This window comes from Flavobacterium ginsengisoli, from assembly GCF_029625315.1.
GTDB classification, from domain to species: domain Bacteria; phylum Bacteroidota; class Bacteroidia; order Flavobacteriales; family Flavobacteriaceae; genus Flavobacterium; species Flavobacterium ginsengisoli.
The window spans coordinates 4,607,635-4,627,500 of record NZ_CP121110.1 but is presented as its reverse complement, the minus strand read 5'-3'; the positions used below and the strand labels follow the sequence as shown (position 1 = coordinate 4,627,500).

Genomic DNA, 19,866 nt, shown 5'->3' with positions numbered 1-19,866 from the left:
TAACCACTTATCCTTGCCAGCAGCGTTAACTCGTAGGCTCATTATGCAAAAGGCACGCCGTCACCCCACGAAAGGGCTCCGACCGCTTGTAAGCGCATGGTTTCAGGATCTATTTCACTCCGTTATTCACGGTTCTTTTCACCTTTCCCTCACGGTACTGGTTCACTATCGGTCTCTCAGGAGTATTTAGCCTTAGCGGATGGTCCCGCCAAATTCAGACAGGGTTTCACGTGCCCCGCCCTACTCAGGATACCGCTATCCATTACACTCGTTACCCATACGGGGCTGTCACCCTCTATGGCGCTCCTTTCCAGAAGCTTCCGGTTCCTTGCGCATGAAATGTCGCGGTCCTACAACCCCAACAATGCCGTAACAATGCTGGTTTGGGCTAATCCGCGTTCGCTCGCCACTACTTACGGAATCACTTTTGTTTTCTTCTCCTCCGCCTACTTAGATGTTTCAGTTCAGCGGGTTTGCCCACCTATCGGTGTGCTATGTCTTCAACATAGCGGGTTGCCCCATTCGGATATCTGCGGATCGATCGGTGTGTGCCCGTCCCCGCAGCTTTTCGCGACTTATCACGTCCTTCATCGCCTCTGAGAGCCTAGGCATTCCCCATGCGCCCTTATTTTGCTTATTGCACCAAATCATAATTTAATATGATCCGTTTTGTTTTGTTTCCTATCATATGCATTGCTGCCATAACAGAAAACGCTTTCTACTTTCTTATTATTTTCTTATCCCAATATGTCAATGAACTTATGCCCTTTCGGACCTGTGGAGAATAACGGAGTCGAACCGTTGACCTCCTGCGTGCAAGGCAGGCGCTCTAGCCAGCTGAGCTAATCCCCCAATCTAATTATGAATTGTGAATTATGAATTATGAATTTTTTTTGTAATTCGTAACCTTTCAACTCTAGAATTTCCTTCTTTTAAGTCAAATAGTAGTCCCGGGCAGACTCGAACTGCCGACCCCTACATTATCAGTGTAGTACTCTAACCAGCTGAGCTACGAGACTCTGTTTTACTTAAGTTTTATCATTTTTTTAAATTAACAGCAAGAGCAATACAATTTCAAGATCCAAAAAACCGATGCTGCGCATCTTATTTCCCAAACGTGTGCAAGCACTAACATTAGGGCTCTAGAAAGGAGGTGTTCCAGCCGCACCTTCCGGTACGGCTACCTTGTTACGACTTAGCCCTAGTTACCAGTTTTACCCTAGGCAGCTCCTTGCGGTCACCGACTTCAGGCACCCCCAGCTTCCATGGCTTGACGGGCGGTGTGTACAAGGCCCGGGAACGTATTCACCGGATCATGGCTGATATCCGATTACTAGCGATTCCAGCTTCACGGAGTCGAGTTGCAGACTCCGATCCGAACTGTGACCGGCTTTATAGATTCGCTCCCCCTCGCGAGGTGGCTGCTCTCTGTACCGGCCATTGTAGCACGTGTGTAGCCCAAGGCGTAAGGGCCGTGATGATTTGACGTCATCCCCACCTTCCTCACAGTTTGCACTGGCAGTCTTGTTAGAGTTCCCGACACTACTCGCTGGCAACTAACAACAGGGGTTGCGCTCGTTATAGGACTTAACCTGACACCTCACGGCACGAGCTGACGACAACCATGCAGCACCTTGTAAACTGTCTTGCGAAAGATCTGTTTCCAAATCGGTCAGTCTGCATTTAAGCCTTGGTAAGGTTCCTCGCGTATCATCGAATTAAACCACATGCTCCACCGCTTGTGCGGGCCCCCGTCAATTCCTTTGAGTTTCATTCTTGCGAACGTACTCCCCAGGTGGGATACTTATCACTTTCGCTTAGCCACTGAAGTTGCCCCCAACAGCTAGTATCCATCGTTTACGGCGTGGACTACCAGGGTATCTAATCCTGTTCGCTACCCACGCTTTCGTCCATCAGCGTCAATAAATTGGTAGTAACCTGCCTTCGCAATTGGTATTCCATGTAATCTCTAAGCATTTCACCGCTACACTACATATTCTAGTTACTTCCCAATAATTCAAGTCCTGCAGTATCAATGGCCGTTCCACCGTTGAGCGATGGGCTTTCACCACTGACTTACAAGACCGCCTACGGACCCTTTAAACCCAATGATTCCGGATAACGCTTGGATCCTCCGTATTACCGCGGCTGCTGGCACGGAGTTAGCCGATCCTTATTCTTACGGTACCGTCAAGCTCCTTCACGAAGGAGTGTTTCTTCCCGTACAAAAGCAGTTTACAATCCATAGGACCGTCATCCTGCACGCGGCATGGCTGGTTCAGGCTTGCGCCCATTGACCAATATTCCTCACTGCTGCCTCCCGTAGGAGTCTGGTCCGTGTCTCAGTACCAGTGTGGGGGATCTCCCTCTCAGGACCCCTACCCATCGTCGCCTTGGTAAGCCGTTACCTTACCAACTAGCTAATGGGACGCATGCTCATCTTTCACCGTTGTGACTTTAATACTAGGTTGATGCCAACTTAGTATGCTATGAGGTATTAATCCAAATTTCTCTGGGCTATCCCTCTGTGAAAGGCAGATTGCATACGCGTTACGCACCCGTGCGCCGGTCTCAAGCACCGAAGTGCTCTACCCCTCGACTTGCATGTGTTAAGCCTGCCGCTAGCGTTCATCCTGAGCCAGGATCAAACTCTTCATCGTATATTTTAATATTATATTGCGATGCGCTAAACTTAGCGGTTCTTTATCGAATCTCTCGATTCTAATGCTCTTATTCTTTATGTTCTGAAATCTCTTTCAGAACGGCTGTCAATTCAATATGTCTACGAACGTGTCTTTATTTCTTCATCGCTTGTGTTTCAAAGCGGGTGCAAAACTAAAACTAATTTTTTAAACCTGCAAGAAAAAATTTGAAAAATTTTGAAGCTTTATTTTCGCCTCCATTTTCCTTTTTCCTTCCCAGTCTATCAAAGAGCTTTCCGTGTTTTGCGGGGTGCAAATGTAAATCGCTTTTTCAAATCTCGCAAGCTTTTTCGAATCTTTTTTTAGAAAATTTCTTCCCTTTTTAATTCTTATTCCCTTGCCGGCATTTCGATGAGCGTTTTGCTGTTGCGGGTGCAAAAGTAGAACCTTTTTCCGCTTTTCCAAGCTTTTTTAGCCGCTTTTTTTAATCTTTTTTTGCCTTTTTCCGTAACTGTCTGGAAGCAGTCCCTTTACGCTCTGCTTTTTTTTGGCGCTGTGTGGGGTTTTTCTGAACTGCGGTGCGGTTTTGCCGTTTTATCGGGGTTTTTCAATGCCGCTTTTGCGGAGTTTCCGCCATTTCATGCCCTTTTTGCGCGGCTCCTTATATTCTTAAAGGGGCGCTTTCCGTAAAAATGTGTTCCAAAAATGCTCCGCCATAGCCCCGATGGAAGCGGAAATCCTTTTTAGGCAGGCCTTCGGCCGCAAAAGATCCTTGTTTATTATAAAACTTAAGGTTTCCCATCTACCCAGCATCATATTCCATACTTCTATTCCATACTTCTATTCCATACTTCTATTCCATACTTCTATTCCATACTTCTATTCCATACTCCTATTCCATACTTATATTCCATACTTATATTCCATACTTATATTCCATACTTATATTATATATGTACATATAAAGTAAAGACGTGAGGTTTTGAAAAAGAATTAGCTTTACATATAATATAATATAAAATAATAGACAAAAGACAATACTTATTATATAATAGAGTAAACTTGTACTTATATATTGTATGTATTTTTGTAATCACGTATATTTGCATTCACAAAATTATAAACAATGATCAAGATTACTTTACCCGATGGGTCAATTAGAGAGTTTGCTTCAGGCGTAACTCCAATGGAGGTCGCTAAAAACATTAGCGAAGGTTTTGCTAGAAATGTGATTTCTGCATCTTTTAATGGTACAACTATTGAAACCGAAACTCCATTAACGACCGACGGTAATCTTATACTATATACTTGGAATGATGCAGAAGGAAAAAAAGCTTTCTGGCATTCGACTTCGCACGTAATGGCACAAGCCCTTGAGGAATTGTACCCAGGAATCAAATTAACTCTTGGGCCTGCAATTGCTAATGGTTTTTATTATGATGTAGATTTTGAAGATCAAAAGATTTCTGAAGCTGACTTCAAAAAGATTGAAGATCGTATTCTTGAAATCTCTAGAGGAAAATATGATTTCAAAATGCGCCCAGTAAGCAAAGCAGAGGCGCTAGAAATGTATAAGGATAACGTTTATAAGACTGAATTAATTTCAAACCTTGAAGACGGAACTATTACTTTTTGTGACCATGCAACTTTTACTGATTTATGCCGTGGTGGACATATTCCAAATACTGGAATAATCAAAGCTGTAAAAATCATGAGTGTTGCCGGTGCTTACTGGAGAGGTGATGAGAAAAACAAACAGTTGACTCGTGTTTACGGAACTTCTTTCCCTAAACAAAAAGATTTAACTGAATATCTTGAACTTCTTGAGGAGGCAAAACGTCGTGATCACCGTAAATTAGGAAAAGAGTTGGAGTTGTTCGCTTTTTCTCAAAAAGTAGGTCAAGGTTTGCCTTTATGGCTACCTAAAGGCGCTGCTCTTAGAGAGCGTTTGGAGCAATTTTTAAAGAAAGCTCAAAAGAAAGCTGGATACGAGCAAGTTGTGAGTCCGCACATTGGCCAAAAAGAACTTTATGTAACTTCTGGTCATTATGCAAAGTATGGGGCAGATAGTTTCCAACCAATTCATACACCAGCTGAGGGTGAAGAATTTTTATTGAAACCAATGAACTGTCCTCATCACTGTGAGATTTACAACGTAAGACCTTGGTCATATAAAGATCTACCTAAGCGTTATGCTGAGTTTGGTACCGTTTACAGATATGAGCAATCTGGAGAATTACATGGTTTAACTCGCGTTAGAGGATTCACTCAAGATGATGCGCATATCTTCTGTACTCCGGAGCAATTAGACGAAGAATTCAAAAAAGTAATTGACCTTGTATTGTACGTATTTGGCTCATTAGGCTTTGAGAACTTTACTGCTCAGATTTCATTAAGAGATCAGGAAAATAGAGACAAGTATATTGGTACTGATGAAAATTGGGAAAAGGCAGAAAATGCAATTATCAACGCAGCAAAAGACAAAGGTCTTAATACTGTTGTCGAATATGGTGAAGCGACATTTTATGGTCCGAAACTTGATTTCATGGTAAAAGATGCTTTGGGAAGACAATGGCAATTAGGAACAATTCAGGTAGATTACAACTTGCCTGAACGTTTTGAATTGACTTATAAAGGCGCTGATAATGAATTACATCGCCCTGTTATGATTCACAGAGCTCCTTTTGGATCTATGGAACGTTTTATAGCAATTTTACTAGAGCATACAGCAGGAAATTTCCCACTTTGGTTAATGCCTGAGCAGGCTATTATCTTGTCTTTGAGCGAGAAATACGAAAATTATGCTAAAAAAGTTTTAGATTTGCTAGAAAATCACGAAATTCGCGCCCTAATTGACAACCGAAATGAAACTATCGGTAAGAAAATTAGAGATGCAGAAATGCAGAAAATTCCATTTATGCTTATCGTTGGTGAGGAAGAAGAGAAAAATGGCACGATTTCTATTCGTCGTCACGGACAAGAAGGAAAAGGCAATATCACAGTTTCAATCGAAGAATTTGTCGCGATTGTAGACGAAGAGATAAAAAAGACATTAAAAGTATTTACAGTTTAACTTAAATTAGAAAGTCATAGCAATAAAAAGTAACAGAGGTTTTCAACCTCGAGTAGAGAAGAAAGATGCACACAGAATAAACAATCTTATTCGTGTTCCTGAAGTACGTCTTGTAGGTGAAAACATTGAACCTGGGGTTTTTAAAATCGCTGACGCGCTACGTTTAGCTGACCAATTTGAATTGGATTTAGTTGAAATTTCGCCAAATGCGGAACCACCGGTTTGTAAAATCATGGATTACAAGAAATTTGTTTACGAACAAAAGAAAAGAGATAAGGCTTTGAAGGCTAAATCTTCTCAAGTTGTGGTAAAGGAAATTCGATTTGGTCCTCAAACAGATGAGCATGATTATGAATTTAAAAGAAAGAACGCTGAAAAATTCTTAAAAGAGGGAGCTAAATTAAAAGCTTTCGTATTCTTTAAAGGACGTTCTATCATTTATAAAGATCAAGGTCAGATTCTATTATTACGTCTTGCTCAAGATTTAGAGGAACATGGTAAAGTTGAAGCTATGCCTGTTTTGGAAGGAAAGAGAATGATTATGTTCATTGCTCCGAAGAAAAAGAAATAAGTCTTAAGATCGAAAGTCTTAAAGTCAAAAGTCATAAACTGACTTTTGACTTTTAACTTTTAAACATTCAGACTAAAGATATAAGTAAGTAAGAATAAATTAAAACACTAGGAAAAATGCCTAAAATGAAAACAAAATCTAGCGCTAAGAAACGTTTTAAAGTTACTGGTTCTGGAAAGATTAAAAGAAAGCATGCTTTTAAAAGTCACATCTTGACTAAAAAATCTAAAAAACGTAAATTAGCTTTGACTCACTCAGCGCTAGTTCACCAAACAGATATGAGAAGCATTAAACAACAATTAAGAATTATCTAATTATAAGTCAGAAGTTAGAAAGTCATAAAGTTTAAAAGTCAGTATCTGACATTAGACATTTGACTTTAAGACATTAGACTAAAGATTTTCTTTAGGTTAAAAAATTATTTATATAACCTTGGAGTATGGCTTTAAGTTCCTTTGATTCAATTCAGGACGCCTGCTACAAAAACACATTAAAATTATGCCAAGATCGGTAAATTCAGTTGCTAAAAGAGCAAGAAGAAAAAAATAATGAAGCAAGCCAAAGGTTTCTTTGGTAGACGTAAAAACGTTTGGACAGTTGCTAAGAACGCGGTAGAGAAAGCGATGAGCTACGCTTACCGTGACAGAAAACAGAATAAAAGAAATTTCCGTTCATTATGGATTCAACGTATCAACGCTGGAGCTAGATTAGAGGGAATGTCTTATTCTCAATTCATGGGGAAAGTTAAAGCTAACGGAATCGAATTGAACCGTAAAGTTCTTGCAGATTTAGCTATGAACCACCCAGAAGCTTTCAAAGCTATTCTTAATAAAGTAAAATAAAACGTTTTATAAACTCAATTTAAGATTACTTACTTATTATATAAAACCATTCGTTAACGCGAATGGTTTTTTGCTTTAAAGAAGTCTCAAATCTCCGTCTTTAGAAAAAAATTAAAAGGTAACTTTGTATAAATCAAAATAATCTTATGTACAAAGCGCTTTTTGACCATATTGAAAAATTTATTACTCTTGAACCTTCAGAAATAGATAAATTAGAATCATGTCTAGAAATTTCTAATATAAAAAAGAAAGAACATATACTCACAGAAGGTCAAATTTGCAATACAATGTATTTTGTTGTCAAGGGCTGTATGAGACAATATATCATCAATCCTAAAGGTACAGAGCAAACACTTCAATTTGCGATAGAAAACTGGTGGATTACTGATTATTTGAGCTACCACAATCACATACCATCAAGCTTTTATCTGCAGGCAGTTGAAAACTCAGAAGTTATTGCCATTGATAAAAACCTTTTAGAGGCATTACTACTTGAAATTCCTAATCTTGAAAGATACTTTAGAATTGTTACTCAAAAAAGTTTTGGCGCAATGCAAATGCGTATCAAATTCTTATTTACAATGTCAGCCGAAGAAAGATATCATCACTTTAATGACCATTTCCCAGAATTTGTTCAGCGCGTTCCTCAATATATGCTTGCCTCCTATCTGGATTTTTCTGCAGAATTTATGAGTAAAATAAGAGCTGGAAAACTCTGAGTTGAATTTCTTGAAGTAGTTCAAGTTTTTAAAAGCATACATTACCCACCTTTGTAATGAAATTTTAAAACATATAAAAATGAACTCAAGAATCGTTATCCCGCAAGTTGCTCCAGAAGCATATCAAGCCATGTTAGGTTTAGAAAAATATATTGCTTCTACTTCTCTATCTCCTGTACATAAAGAGTTAATTAAAATTAGAGCATCACAAATAAATGGTTGTGCTTATTGCATAAACATGCACACTGCAGACGCGAGAAAGCTGGGTGTAACCGAACAACGTATTTATCTGCTTACTGCTTGGCGTGAAGCTGATTTTTATAGTGATGAAGAAAAAGCAATATTAGCTTTAACAGAAGAAATAACATTAATAAGCAATCACGTTTCTGAAGAAGTATATCAAAATCTCTGCTAAATTATTTGATAAAAAATATCTAGCAGAAATCATTATGGCAATCATTACTATTAATGCATGGAATCGAATTGGAATTGCAACCGATATGCGTGCAGAATAATTTATAAGGATAAAATTTACAAGCAATTTACTATTACAGGCCCTTCTACAAGAGGGCCTTTCTGTATATCACTGGAAATCAGAATGTGAATTTTCTTTTTTTTGAGATTTTTGAAAAACAGGTATTTATACGCTTTTGTAAGAAATAAAATTATTTATTTTTGGCGCATGATTCCAAAAAAAATACAAATTACCTTTTATACAATTTTCATTTTTGTATTTTTTTTTGCGTGCCAAAACAAGAAAAAACCGGTAGAAAAAATTGCAAGCAATAAAATCGAAATAGAAAAAACGATTCGTTCGGCCGACTTCTTTTATAAAAACAAACAGTTAGACAGTGCATTTTATTTATACAATAAGGCAAGGGCAAATAGCAATCTTAAAGACGATGTAAAGAATTATGTTTATTGTATGTACTATATGGCCGAAATTCAGCAAAAACATGAAGATTTTGTTGGTAGTACAAAAACAGCAATAGAAACAATTCCGTTTCTAAATCAAATAAAAGACTCTAATTATATCTGGAATATCTACAGTGTATTAGGAAGGAACTATTTTTATACCTACGATTACCCAACTGCAATTTATTATTACTCTAAGGCATTTACTTTAAAAATTGACAGGATAAATAAACTTGAAGCAAAAAACAATATCGCTGTTATTTATATAAAACAACATAAGTTTAAAAAAGCGCTTCCCATTTTTCTTTCAATAAGTAAAGAGAAGATCTTAAAAGATAGTCCTGAAAATTATTCCAAAATATTAGATTACATAGGATACTGCTATTATAAACTAGAAGATCCAAGAGCACTTTCCTTTTTTAGAAAGAGCTTAAAAATAAAATCTCAAGCAAATTATTTAGAAGGCTTAGGCAAAACCTATTATAATCTTTCTCAATTCTATCAAAAAAACAAAGCTGGTTTAGCAATGAAGTACGCTAAATTAAGCTATAAAAATTATACATTATCAGGTAATATAGATGAGCGACTACTTGCTTTAAAATTTATAATAGAAAATAGTCCCGATGTCGAATCAAAAAAAAATATGCTTATTTATATAAGTGCAATAGATAGCATTTTTGAAGTAAGGCAACAAGCAAAAAATCAATTTGCAAAAATTAAATACGACACTAAAAAGGAAAAAGAGGAAAATCTAAAATTAAAAGCTCAAAAAATTAAAAATGAACTTCAGTTAGCAAAACAAGAAAACAGTAATATTATTTCCTATATAGTAATCATATTTGCATCTGCCCTAATCGTTTTCATTTATTTTTTTCTGACCTCACGAGCCAATCGTCAAAAAATAGAAGCAACATATCAAAGCGAAACTAGAATCTCAAAAAAATTACATGACGAACTTGCCAATGACATTTATCACACAATGGCATTTGTCGAAAATAGAAACATTTCTACTCAAGAAAATAAAAAGCATCTATTAAAAAGATTAGAAGATATTTATTCTCGAACAAGAAATATTTCAAAAGAAAATACCCCAACTATAAGCAATCAAAATTATATAGTTTTGATTAAAGAAATGATTTCTGGATTTAATACACCAACCACAAATCTTATGATAAATGGTTTGGATACCATTTCATGGGATTCTATTGACAGAACTAAAAAAATAGCTGTTTATCGTTCTATACAAGAATTACTTGTGAACATGAAAAAACATAGTTGTGCGAGTTTAGTTGCACTAACTTTTAAAGAGCTCGATAATAGTATAATAATTAATTATACCGATAACGGACGAGGAATCGATATAAACAAAATGGTTTTAAAAAATGGTTTACATAATATTGAAAATAGAATTAATGCCATTAAAGGCGAGATAAATATTCATTCAGATTTTGGAAAAGGTTTTAAAGTTTTAATTAAATTTCCGGCATAATGATTAAATACTGGCTCAACTTTTTTCGAAAAAAAATCTTCCTTTTTTGCTTGTTAATCTCTATTATAGGTTTAGCATTATATTATTCTACACCTATTTCTTGGGCAAAAAGCCTTAAAATAAATCACACCAAAACCGATCACTCCGTCGAAATTAAGCAGACGATGGACAAGGCAAATGCTTTTTGGGATTCTGGAAAAACCGACAGCGCCATTTTTTATTTCAACAAAACACAATCACTATGTGTTCCAATAGAAGATTATGCGGATGATTATGTTGGCTCTTTAAATAATAGTGTAGAAATCTTGCGACGAAATGGCGATTATTATGAAGCCGAAACTAAACTTATAAAAGCTTTTCCTTATTTAGATAAGACAACAAATGTAAAGTATGCTGTTAATGCTTATACATTTATGGCTTATCATTACTACTATACTTATGACAACGAAAAGGCTTTGCATTATCATAAAAAAGCATTAAAAAAAGCCGTATCAACGTTCAGAAAAGCACGAATATTGTCTGAAATTGCATTTACCTATATGCAACAAAAAAAATATCAAGAAGCAGTAAATTTATTAGAACCACTTGTAAAATATAAGATTGAAGATAAAATAACTCCTTCGAATACAAATATTCAGCGTGCATCTATATTATATAATTTAGGTCTTTCTTATCTAAGACTTGGAAATCATAAAGAACAAGCTTTTAAGTGCCTTAACGAAAGTTTAGAAGTAACTCTTACATTAAACGATGATTACGAGCTAATTGGAAATTATTATGCTTTTTATCTATATTATTCAAAATACAACAATCCAGAGTTAAAGAAAATCAATGCAATAAAAGCTTACAATTGCGCTAAAAAAGCAAAATCTATAACAAATCAAATCAATATGCTGACTGGACTTATTGAGGCCGACGATGCTAAGAATTCAAAAAAACATTGGAAAATTTATAGTAGAATGATTGACAGTCTTGCTGTTAGCAGAAAAAAAGCAAAAAATCAATTTGCTGATGCTATATATAATTCAAAAAAAGATAAAGACGAAAATTTAGAACTCAAAAACCAAAAAGCAGAAAAAGAATTAGAACTACAAAGACAAAAAAACAGAAGTTACATTTCTTATGTTGTAATTTTTGTCAGCATTGGAAGCTTAGTCTTCATCATTTTTTATGTAATTACGAAAGGCAGAAAGGAAAGCAATAACGAAGTTTTTAAGAATGAAATGCGTATTTCTGAAAAATTACAATTTGAACTTGAAAAAGACATTGACAAAATTTTATCATTTACAGAAAACTACAACCTCGAAGAAGAAGAAAACAAAGAAAAATTTTTATTCTATTTAAATAACATTTACTCCAAAACCAGAAATATTTCTCGAGAAAATAGTGAAATCGCTACCAACGAAAATTTCGAAAAAGATCTAAAAGAAATGATTTCTGGATACACCAACCAAAAGCTAAATATAATTGTAAACGGTTTAAATGCTTTTTCATGGAAAAAAATTGACCGTGTAAAAAAAATTACTGTTTCTCGTGTTCTTCAGGAAATCCTTGATCACATGAAAACACTGAATGATGCATCTCTAGCGAGTATAACGTTTAAAAAAGAAGAAAGAAACATTCAAATAGTGTATATCGATAATGGCAAAAAAATAAGCTCTGAATATTTTATTTTAGAAAAAAGACTACAAAATGTGGAAAACCGTATTAAAACAATAAAAGGAACTCTTAATTTTGACAAAGAATCAGAAAATGGTTTTAAAATAAGTTTCAAATTTCCAATATAAGACAATTATGTTTAAAAAAGTTTTAGTTGCCGAAGATCTAGACAGTATCAGTATCGCAGTTGTTCAAGTTCTTGAAGAGTTACAAGTTCCTGTAATTCATCATGTTAAATATTGCGATGAAGGCTTACTTAAAGTAAAAAAGGCATTGGCTGATAAAGAACCTTACGATTTATTGATTACAGATTTATCTTTTAAATCTGACCATAGAAAAGTAGATTTAACCAGCGGAGATGAACTTATTGAAGCAATAAACAAAGTACAGCCAAAACTGAAAAAGATTGTTTTTTCTATAGAAGACAAAAGCTACAGAATAAAAAATCTTTTTAATGAATTGGGTATTAATGCCTATGTCACTAAAGGTAGAAACAGTATTGCCGAATTAAGAAATGCTATTGAAAGTACATTTAACAATGAAGAAAAAATACTTTCTTCAGATTTGTCGTTCAATTTTAATGACAAATCTTTAATTGAAATTGAATCATATGATATTTCTATTCTAAAACTTTTATCTCAAGGATATATATTAGAAAGTATTTCTAGAGAGTTCAAAGATTCATCTATCACTCCTAACGGAACAAGCAGTATAGAGAAAAGAATCAATAAACTAAAAATTTACTTTAAGGCCAATAATAATGTGCATTTAATTGCAATTGCAAAAGATTTCGGACTGGTGTAATTTTTATGGCGCTTTACGGATTCCCGTAAGGATTACACTGTTTATACTGCTAAATTTGTGATAATCTATTAACCTACCATGAAACCAAAAAGTAAAGCGAGTATTGTATTCTCTAGAATTAATACTACACAAAATAAAATAGTTATGAAAACAATGTTACTTTGCCTTTTTTTATCGATAAGCTTTGCCTTTGTTTCTGAAAAAACGGGCTGGTTGGAAATTGACTGGAAAATGATTTTTATTCCAGCATTGTTAGTTTTACAAATTATAATTATTGGTACTGCCTTAAAAAATCGATACAAAAAGCACTAATTTATTTTAAGATAGGCTTAATTATTGCAGGAAGAGATGTTTTAATCTTAGTCCCGTTAAATTTTTTCATGAAAAGAATTCTCTGCCTTGTCTTACTATTATTTACATTTTTATCTTTTGCACAAACCAAAGTCCTATCTTGGAATATAGAAAACTTTGGAAAATCGAAATCTGATATTCATCTAGAATATATTGCCAAAACAATATCTACTTATGATATAATTGCAATTCAAGAAGTTGTAGCTGGAAATGGAGGTGCACAAACTGTAGCAAAACTTGCCACAATACTTAACCAAAAAGGAAGCAAATGGGACTACAAAATAAGTGATCCTACTTCTAGTAGCAGTTATAAAACCGAGCGGTACGCCTTTATTTGGAAAACTCACAAAGCCAAATTGAAAAACAAACCTTGGCTAGAGAAAAAATTTAGCGTAGAAATTGACCGGGAACCCTATTTTGCCACGTTCGAAATTAATAAAAAGACAATCACTCTTGTCAATTTTCACGCAATAACTAAAAATAAACAGCCCGAAACCGAAATCAAATATTTTAAATTTTTACCAAACGAATATCCTGATTTAAATCTCGTTTTCTTAGGTGACTTTAATTGTCCTGAAAAACATTCTGTTTTTAATCCGTTGAAAAAAATGGGATATGATTCTGTATTAAAAAATCAAAAGACAACTTTAAAACATAAATGCAAAAACAATATTTGCCTTGCTTCAGAATTTGACAATATCTTTTATAAGACATTGAATCTAAAAGTAAACAATTCTGGAATTATTAAATTTTACGAAGATTTTGATTCTTTACAAAGTGCAAAAAAAATATCAGACCATATTCCGATCTGGGTTGAGTTTTCTTTAAATTAATTATGTTTTAAGTTTCTTTTTTCTTGCGACAGGAAATAAAACATTGTTCAAAATCAATCTATATCCAGGCGAATTCGGATGTAAATCTAAAACCGTTGGAGGATCGCCAACCTGATGCTGAAAATCTTCTGGATCATGTCCTCCAAAAAAAGTAAACATTCCTTTGCCTTTTTCTCCATGAATATATCTTGACTCGCCGTTTAACTCGCAAGTTCCCATAATTAAGATGTTCGATTTTATTAATGAAGTATCAAATGAAGTCGTTTGTCCCATAAAACCTTTTACCAATTGTGTATGGTTTTGGCATAACATACTCGGAATAGGATCCCATTTTGCAGAAAATTCCATTAAAGTAAAATAATCTTTATCCATTGGTATTCGTCTTTTCGTCGTCATATCAATATCCGAAAACTCATATACCTCTGGCCTTCTTTCTAAAGTAAAATTTTTAAAAGCAAAAGAATTATTATAATTTAATTTTGACTGATAATTAGATTCACTAGGATCTCCGTCAAACATAGCTTCGCAAATATCTACTCCATCTGCAGCAAGTGCAATATCGAAACTATCTGTCGCAGAACACATGGCAAACATAAAACCACCTCCAATTACAAAATCTCTAATTTTTTTAGCAACTGCTCCTTTTTCCTGAGATACTTTTGCGTATCCTAGTTTCTTTGCCAAAGCTTCGGCATCTCTCTTTTGATCGATGTACCAAGGCGTATTTTTGTAAGCGGCATAAAATTTTCCATATTGTCCGGTAAAATCTTCATGATGCAAATGAAGCCAATCGTACATTAATAATTGATCACTTAAAACTTCTTCATCATAAATTGGGGTAAAAGGAATTTCGGCGTAAGTTAGAACTAGCGTTACGGCATCATCCCAAGGTTGTTTTCCTTTTGGAGTATAAACGGCAATTTTAGGTGCTTTTTCTAAAATCACAGATTCCATATTTTGAGAAGGGCTCGAAATTTCATTTAAAATAGAAGCTTGTTCGCTATCTGAAATTACTTCAAAACTTACTCCTCGTATTTTACATTCTTTTCTAATTTCATCAGCATCAGGAAGTAAAAAAGAACCACCGCGATAATTTAAAAGCCAGCTCGCTTTATAATCTCTGCTCAAACACCAATAAGTAATTCCGTATGCTTTTAAATGATTTTGCTGCGTCGATTCGTCCATCGGAAGTAAGATAAACGAAGCTTTAGCATTAAATGTAATCAATAGTATAAAAAAGTAGAATAAAGTCTTATTCATCAGAAAATTATTTTAGTAAAGATATAAAAGCCATCAGCAAAAAAAGAACACTTAGAATCTTTTCTGTTGAATATAGAATGTTAAATAAAAAAGCTTGAAGAAAATTGATTTTCAAACAATAAAAAAACAGGTAAAAACACCTATAATTTGGAAGAATATTCTCTATACATTTGCTATCCCAGGTTCATAAAACTAATCGCTGTAAAAAAAAACCAACTATGAAGTTTAATGAAAGTAATAACCAGCAAAAGGGTCTGAATATAATTCAGAAAATAGGACTATGTGTTCTTGTAATAACAATCATATTATATTATGTGCTGTCAATTCAGTTTTTGACAGCATAATATTTTAAATTGTTAAAACTGCCAAATCATTTTGAATAGCGTAGACAACCAAACCGGCAATATTTCGCGATTCTGTTTTAAGCAATAAATTGTTTCTGTGTCCTTCGATTGTTCTTGGACTTAAAAAAAGATGTTCTGCAATTTCTGCAGTAGTTTTCTGCTGACAGATTAATTGCAGAATTTCAATTTCACGAGGTGAAAGGAAATTCGTTTCTAAACCGCCTCTGGCATTTTTAGGAGAAACTATTGTATCTTGAATTGTTTTTAAGACATTTTCGTTATAATAGAATCCTTTTTTTGCGACCTCATTGATTGTAAGAATCAAATCTTTTGGAGTAGTATTTTTAATTAAGTATGCTACAGCTCCAACTTGAATCATATTGGCAATAAACGATTTGGTATCGTAACTAGTCAATGCAATGATCTTAATGTCGGGAAATAGTTTTCTAATAATTTTTGTGGCTTCGACACCGTTTAAGATTGGCATCTTTAAGTCCATTATTATTATATCTGGTTTAATTTCTCTTTCATTTAATTGAGAAATTAACTCGTCACCATTTGAAGCCTCAAAAATAACGTCAATATTTTCTTCTCTTTGCAATAAAAAAGAAATTCCTTTTCGAAACAAAATTTCATCATCGACTAGAGCAATTTTAATAGCAGGATTCATCTTATTTGTTTTTGGTCGTTTATTTGGTTTATCGAAATTACAAAATATGAATTAGAAAAAGTCTAAATACCCTATTTTATTGACCAAAAAGCTTCATAAAACACATAATTTGACCTAAAATGTAAAATTTACAACAATACCGTTATTAATTTCAGAGTTAATTTCAATTGTTCCTTGTAAAAATGATATTCGGCTATCGATATTTTTCATTCCTAAACCTTTTTGATTTTCGGCATTCGAACTATCAAAACCAACTCCGTTATCTTTATAGTCACAAATATTTACTCCATCTTTAGTGGCAAAAGAAATCCATATCTCAGATGCTTTTCCATGACGAATCGAATTATTCATTAATTCTTGTAGGATTCTAAAAATATGTAAATGTCTGTCTATTTCTTTCTCATCAAAATCAATTTCATTTTTATAATATGTTTTGACAGACTTACTAGATTCAAATTCTTCACACAATTCCTCGATACCAGCATTTAAGCCAAATTTTTCAAAAACTGGTGGCAATAAATTATGCGCAATTTTTCTAGAATTATCTAATGCCTTTGTTGTTAAAGCGATTATATTTTCTGTAATTTCAGCTGTTTCAGCCTCTGTAAGGTTTGGAGCTGTAAGCAAATGACTGTTTAAGGAAACAATGTTTAATTTTGAACTAATATCATCATGAAGATCTTGCGCAATTCTTTTGCGTTCTTCCTCTTGTGTAACAATAATAGCATGTAGCTGTTCTTTTTGATATCGAAGTATTAAATCTATTTTCTCTAATTCTTTCTGAATTATTTTTTTCTAGAAAAGTAAAAGAATATTATTAATGCGACTGCAACAATTATAAAAAACAGAGAGATATATAATATTATAGCAACTAATTCTTTTTCGGGGATTGAATTGGAGTTCATAATCTACGTTTAATAATACAAATTAGTTTTGTAAACCTTTTTTTGAAAAACTAACTTTCCATTCATACAAAATAAACAGATAATAAATAATATTCAAAAATGCATTTAACTGCCAACTCAAATATTTTAGATCATTATTTAAGACCGACGTTAAATTACCTATAATGTACAATACTGTACTTGAAAGCAAGTATAACATTATACCCATATTTACATAATAATAGGTCTTGTTTTCTGTGAGCATATTGTAGAAATGTATCAATGCAAAAACAACTATTAGCAACGATGTCAAAGTAATTTCAAACAAATTAAATTTTAAAAATTCTTGTGGCGTCTTAATAAATTGTATTGTCAGTACAAGCAGAGCAAGAAAAAGGCTAATTTTTACAAATTGCTTTTGAATTTTAATATGTAGAATCGAATTGTAAAATAAACCCAGTAATATCATTTGACCAATAAAAAAACTATTGACCAAAAACAAGTTATTCATTTTTAGCGAATACAATATTTCCATTGAAATTTGTATTAAAAATATAAATGCCAAGTAAGAAACAAAAAAAACATTAGCTTTTTCCTTGCGGAAAAAGCTAATTGAATATAGTACTAGATCAATTAATAAAATCAAATAACCTGAATATATTAAAAAATCAATCATTTTTTTACTATCAAAAATTAAAAAGGAGGGCTTGGACGTGAACCATCGTAAACTACTTCTTCAGCAGCTTCGTCGCCACCTAATCCGTCGGCTTTACCATAAACATTTATGTATTTACCAGTTTTCTCATCATATTGGGCTCCTACGAAAAGTAATGTTTTTTCTTTTTGATCGTTAATTCCAATATAAGCCCAAACAGCATCTGTGTCAAGCTCAAGTACTTTTTTCAAACTTTCTCTTGGTACTAAGAAAGCTTTTACTTTTTTCTTAGCATCTTCAACGCTTTGATCATCTTGATATCTTTGCTCCCACTCGTTTGCAGTAGCTACAGGAATCTGAATAGGTCCTGGAAAAGTTTCTTCATTCATAATTTAAAATTTGTTAATTGGTTAATAATTAAAAAAAAATAATAGTTTATAATTGGTTTAGCTAAACTACTGATTTTTATTCTACAATTAACATAAAAACATAAAAAAAGCCTTAATAATAAGGCTTTTTGTTTTATTAAAACGGAACATCGCTATCATCATCGTCATCATTTAAATTACTTCCGAAGGCTTCATTAGCCGAAGGCAGATTATTAGTAATAAATGAATTATCATCATGATTCATTTTTGACGGCAAATCATCATAATTACCTGAAAAATCATCAAGGTTATCAAATTTTCCTAAGTGTCCTAAAAACTTCAAACGAATGTTCTCAATACCACCATTACGGTGTTTTGCAATCATAATTTCAGCTTGGCCGGCAGTTGGAGAAGCTTCTTCATCATCCCATTCTTCAATTTTGTAATATTCTGGTCGGTATAAAAACGAAACGATATCAGCATCTTGCTCAATCGCTCCAGATTCACGAAGATCCGAAAGTAACGGTCTTTTACTAGAACCACGCGTTTCAACGGCACGCGATAACTGAGAAAGTGCAATAACAGGAACGTTAAGTTCTTTTGCCAAAGCTTTTAAGTTTCGAGAAATTGTCGAAATTTCCTGCTCACGATTTCCTCCTCCTTTAGCATTTCCTCCTGCAGTCATCAACTGCAAATAATCTATAATGATAATTTTAATACCATGTTGCGATGCTAAACGACGGCACTTTGCTCTTAAATCGAAAATAGAAAGCGAAGGTGTGTCATCAATAAACAAAGGTGCTTTCTCTAAATCTTTCACTTTAGTACTCAACATTGTCCATTCGTGAGCCTCTAATTTACCTGTACGTAATTTTTCTGAAGACAAACCTGTTTCAGAAGAAATAAGCCTCGTAATTAACTGAACAGATGCCATCTCTAGGGAAAACAAAGCCACTCCATGTCCATATTGGATCGCAATATTTCTGGCCATAGAAAGTACAAATGCCGTTTTTCCCATCGCTGGTCTCGCCGCGATAATAATTAAATCACTCGGTTGCCATCCAGAAGTTAGCTTATCTAAATTATGAAAACCAGTTTCTACACCACTTAATCCTTCTTTTTTAGAAATTTCCTCAATTTTCTTTTTAGCTTGTAAAACTAAACTCTGTGCGGTTTCAGAACTACGCTTGATATTTCCTTGTGTTACTTCGTATAATTTAGATTCAGCTTGATCCAATAAATCAAAAACGTCAGCACTTTCATCATATGATGCTTCGATAATTTCTGAAGAAATTCTAATTAAACTTCTTTGAATAAATTTCTGAAGAATGATACGTGAGTGAAATTCGATATGCGCCGATGAAGCAATTTTCTGCGTAAGCTGAATCAAATAAAAATCTCCACCTGCTAAATCTAACTTTCCGTTTTTCTTTAACTGAGTCGAAACGGTTAAGATATCAATTGGCTGCGTTTCGGTAAAAAGTTGTAAAATCGCTTCAAAAATATGTTTGTGCGCGTCTTTGTAAAAAGCTTCGGCTTGCAAAATATCAATTACATCATCTACCCCTTTTTTATCAATCATCATCGCACCAAGCACAGCCTCTTCCAAGTCAAGAGCTTGCGGTGGCAACTTTCCTTTTTCTAAGTTGATAATTGTGGTTTTGTCGACCTTAACAGGGTTTAAGTTTTTGAAATTTTCCATATAGCGAAAGTAGCAAAATTTAAAAAAAATCTGCTATCTAGTTATAACTAATAATTGTTTATAAATAATTCTGATTTGTTCATAA

15 protein-coding genes, 2 tRNA genes, 2 rRNA genes and 2 pseudogenes (1 of these 21 only partly in view) are annotated in these 19,866 nt (G+C 33.9%); 11 read left to right on the top strand and 10 right to left on the bottom strand.

Annotation, left to right across the window (positions count from 1 at the left end; translation table 11 throughout):
* The 5 genes from P5P87_RS21995 to P5P87_RS21975 all read right to left on the bottom strand — a co-directional run.
* Positions 1-641: ribosomal RNA gene (locus P5P87_RS21995) — 23S ribosomal RNA — on the bottom strand (it extends 2,243 nt beyond the left edge of the window).
* Positions 642-778: 137 nt separating this feature from the next.
* Positions 779-852 (bottom strand) — tRNA-Ala (locus tag P5P87_RS21990).
* Between the two features lie 93 nt (positions 853-945).
* Positions 946-1,019, bottom strand: a tRNA-Ile gene (locus tag P5P87_RS21985).
* Between the two features lie 127 nt (positions 1,020-1,146).
* Positions 1,147-2,660 (bottom strand): 16S ribosomal RNA (locus P5P87_RS21980).
* The 16S and 23S rRNA genes sit together here with 2 tRNA genes alongside, the layout of an rRNA operon.
* A gap of 189 nt (positions 2,661-2,849) precedes the next feature.
* Positions 2,850-3,107, bottom strand: coding sequence for a hypothetical protein (locus P5P87_RS21975; RefSeq protein ID WP_278020618.1), 258 nt, complete (start codon positions 3,105-3,107; stop codon positions 2,850-2,852).
* 661 nt (positions 3,108-3,768) lie between these two features.
* Here P5P87_RS21975 and thrS point away from each other — a divergent pair.
* From thrS to P5P87_RS21920, 11 genes and pseudogenes are all read left to right on the top strand, one after another.
* Positions 3,769-5,715: a threonine--tRNA ligase gene (thrS, locus tag P5P87_RS21970; protein ID WP_278020617.1), complete on the top strand. Its 1,947-nt coding sequence runs from the start codon at positions 3,769-3,771 to the stop codon at positions 5,713-5,715.
* A gap of 76 nt (positions 5,716-5,791) precedes the next feature.
* The gene (infC, locus tag P5P87_RS21965) at positions 5,792-6,286 is read left to right on the top strand and encodes a translation initiation factor IF-3 (RefSeq protein WP_216359054.1); all 495 of its coding nucleotides are present in this window, start codon (positions 5,792-5,794) and stop codon (positions 6,284-6,286) included.
* Positions 6,287-6,402: 116 nt separating this feature from the next.
* Positions 6,403-6,600 (top strand): 50S ribosomal protein L35, encoded by a 198-nt coding sequence (gene rpmI / locus P5P87_RS21960; RefSeq protein WP_008464950.1) that lies wholly within the window; start codon positions 6,403-6,405, stop codon positions 6,598-6,600.
* 184 nt (positions 6,601-6,784) lie between these two features.
* Positions 6,785-7,128 (top strand): annotated as a pseudogene (rplT, locus tag P5P87_RS21955) (50S ribosomal protein L20).
* A 146-nt stretch (positions 7,129-7,274) separates the two neighbouring features.
* The gene (locus P5P87_RS21950; RefSeq protein ID WP_278020616.1) at positions 7,275-7,847 is read left to right on the top strand and encodes a Crp/Fnr family transcriptional regulator; all 573 of its coding nucleotides are present in this window, start codon (positions 7,275-7,277) and stop codon (positions 7,845-7,847) included.
* 79 nt (positions 7,848-7,926) lie between these two features.
* Positions 7,927-8,362, top strand: a pseudogene (locus tag P5P87_RS21945) (carboxymuconolactone decarboxylase family protein).
* A gap of 167 nt (positions 8,363-8,529) precedes the next feature.
* A complete protein-coding gene (locus P5P87_RS21940) occupies positions 8,530-10,251 on the top strand; it encodes a tetratricopeptide repeat-containing sensor histidine kinase (RefSeq protein ID WP_278020615.1) in 1,722 nt (573 codons plus the stop codon).
* 50 nt (positions 10,252-10,301) lie between these two features.
* On the top strand, positions 10,302-12,038 hold the full coding sequence (locus P5P87_RS21935; protein ID WP_278020614.1) for an ATP-binding protein: 1,737 nt from the start codon (positions 10,302-10,304) through the stop codon (positions 12,036-12,038).
* Between the two features lie 7 nt (positions 12,039-12,045).
* Positions 12,046-12,714, top strand: coding sequence for a DNA-binding transcriptional response regulator (locus P5P87_RS21930; protein WP_198858136.1), 669 nt, complete (start codon positions 12,046-12,048; stop codon positions 12,712-12,714).
* Between the two features lie 144 nt (positions 12,715-12,858).
* On the top strand, positions 12,859-13,026 hold the full coding sequence (locus tag P5P87_RS21925) for a hypothetical protein (RefSeq protein WP_165352465.1): 168 nt from the start codon (positions 12,859-12,861) through the stop codon (positions 13,024-13,026).
* 68 nt (positions 13,027-13,094) lie between these two features.
* On the top strand, positions 13,095-13,898 hold the full coding sequence (locus P5P87_RS21920; protein WP_278020613.1) for an endonuclease/exonuclease/phosphatase family protein: 804 nt from the start codon (positions 13,095-13,097) through the stop codon (positions 13,896-13,898).
* On the opposite strand, the gene P5P87_RS21915 is transcribed toward P5P87_RS21920, so the two are convergent.
* The 5 genes from P5P87_RS21915 to dnaB form a co-directional block, all read right to left on the bottom strand.
* On the bottom strand, positions 13,899-15,158 hold the full coding sequence (locus tag P5P87_RS21915) for an asparagine synthetase B (RefSeq protein WP_278020612.1): 1,260 nt from the start codon (positions 15,156-15,158) through the stop codon (positions 13,899-13,901). It abuts the gene before it with no gap.
* 348 nt (positions 15,159-15,506) lie between these two features.
* Complete coding sequence (locus P5P87_RS21910; RefSeq protein ID WP_278020611.1) at positions 15,507-16,172, bottom strand: response regulator transcription factor; 666 nt, start codon at positions 16,170-16,172, stop codon at positions 15,507-15,509.
* 114 nt (positions 16,173-16,286) lie between these two features.
* Complete coding sequence (locus P5P87_RS21905; protein WP_278022822.1) at positions 16,287-16,820, bottom strand: sensor histidine kinase; 534 nt, start codon at positions 16,818-16,820, stop codon at positions 16,287-16,289.
* Between the two features lie 929 nt (positions 16,821-17,749).
* Entirely contained in the window at positions 17,750-18,100 is a 351-nt protein-coding gene (locus P5P87_RS21900; RefSeq protein WP_198858141.1) for a hypothetical protein, read from the bottom strand.
* A 136-nt stretch (positions 18,101-18,236) separates the two neighbouring features.
* Complete coding sequence (gene dnaB / locus P5P87_RS21895; protein WP_198858142.1) at positions 18,237-19,781, bottom strand: replicative DNA helicase; 1,545 nt, start codon at positions 19,779-19,781, stop codon at positions 18,237-18,239.
* Positions 19,782-19,866: the final 85 nt, after the last annotated feature.

Coding starts and splice junctions, on each gene's coding strand:
- P5P87_RS21915 (WP_278020612.1), bottom strand. CDS start 15,158: ATGAATAAGACTTTATTCTACTTTTTTATACTATTGATTACATTTAAT.
- P5P87_RS21950 (WP_278020616.1), top strand. CDS start 7,275: ATGTACAAAGCGCTTTTTGACCATATTGAAAAATTTATTACTCTTGAA.
- P5P87_RS21925 (WP_165352465.1), top strand. CDS start 12,859: ATGAAAACAATGTTACTTTGCCTTTTTTTATCGATAAGCTTTGCCTTT.
- rpmI (WP_008464950.1), top strand. CDS start 6,403: ATGCCTAAAATGAAAACAAAATCTAGCGCTAAGAAACGTTTTAAAGTT.
- P5P87_RS21930 (WP_198858136.1), top strand. CDS start 12,046: ATGTTTAAAAAAGTTTTAGTTGCCGAAGATCTAGACAGTATCAGTATC.
- thrS (WP_278020617.1), top strand. CDS start 3,769: ATGATCAAGATTACTTTACCCGATGGGTCAATTAGAGAGTTTGCTTCA.
- P5P87_RS21900 (WP_198858141.1), bottom strand. CDS start 18,100: ATGAATGAAGAAACTTTTCCAGGACCTATTCAGATTCCTGTAGCTACT.
- P5P87_RS21940 (WP_278020615.1), top strand. CDS start 8,530: ATGATTCCAAAAAAAATACAAATTACCTTTTATACAATTTTCATTTTT.
- dnaB (WP_198858142.1), bottom strand. CDS start 19,781: ATGGAAAATTTCAAAAACTTAAACCCTGTTAAGGTCGACAAAACCACA.
- P5P87_RS21920 (WP_278020613.1), top strand. CDS start 13,095: ATGAAAAGAATTCTCTGCCTTGTCTTACTATTATTTACATTTTTATCT.
- P5P87_RS21910 (WP_278020611.1), bottom strand. CDS start 16,172: ATGAATCCTGCTATTAAAATTGCTCTAGTCGATGATGAAATTTTGTTT.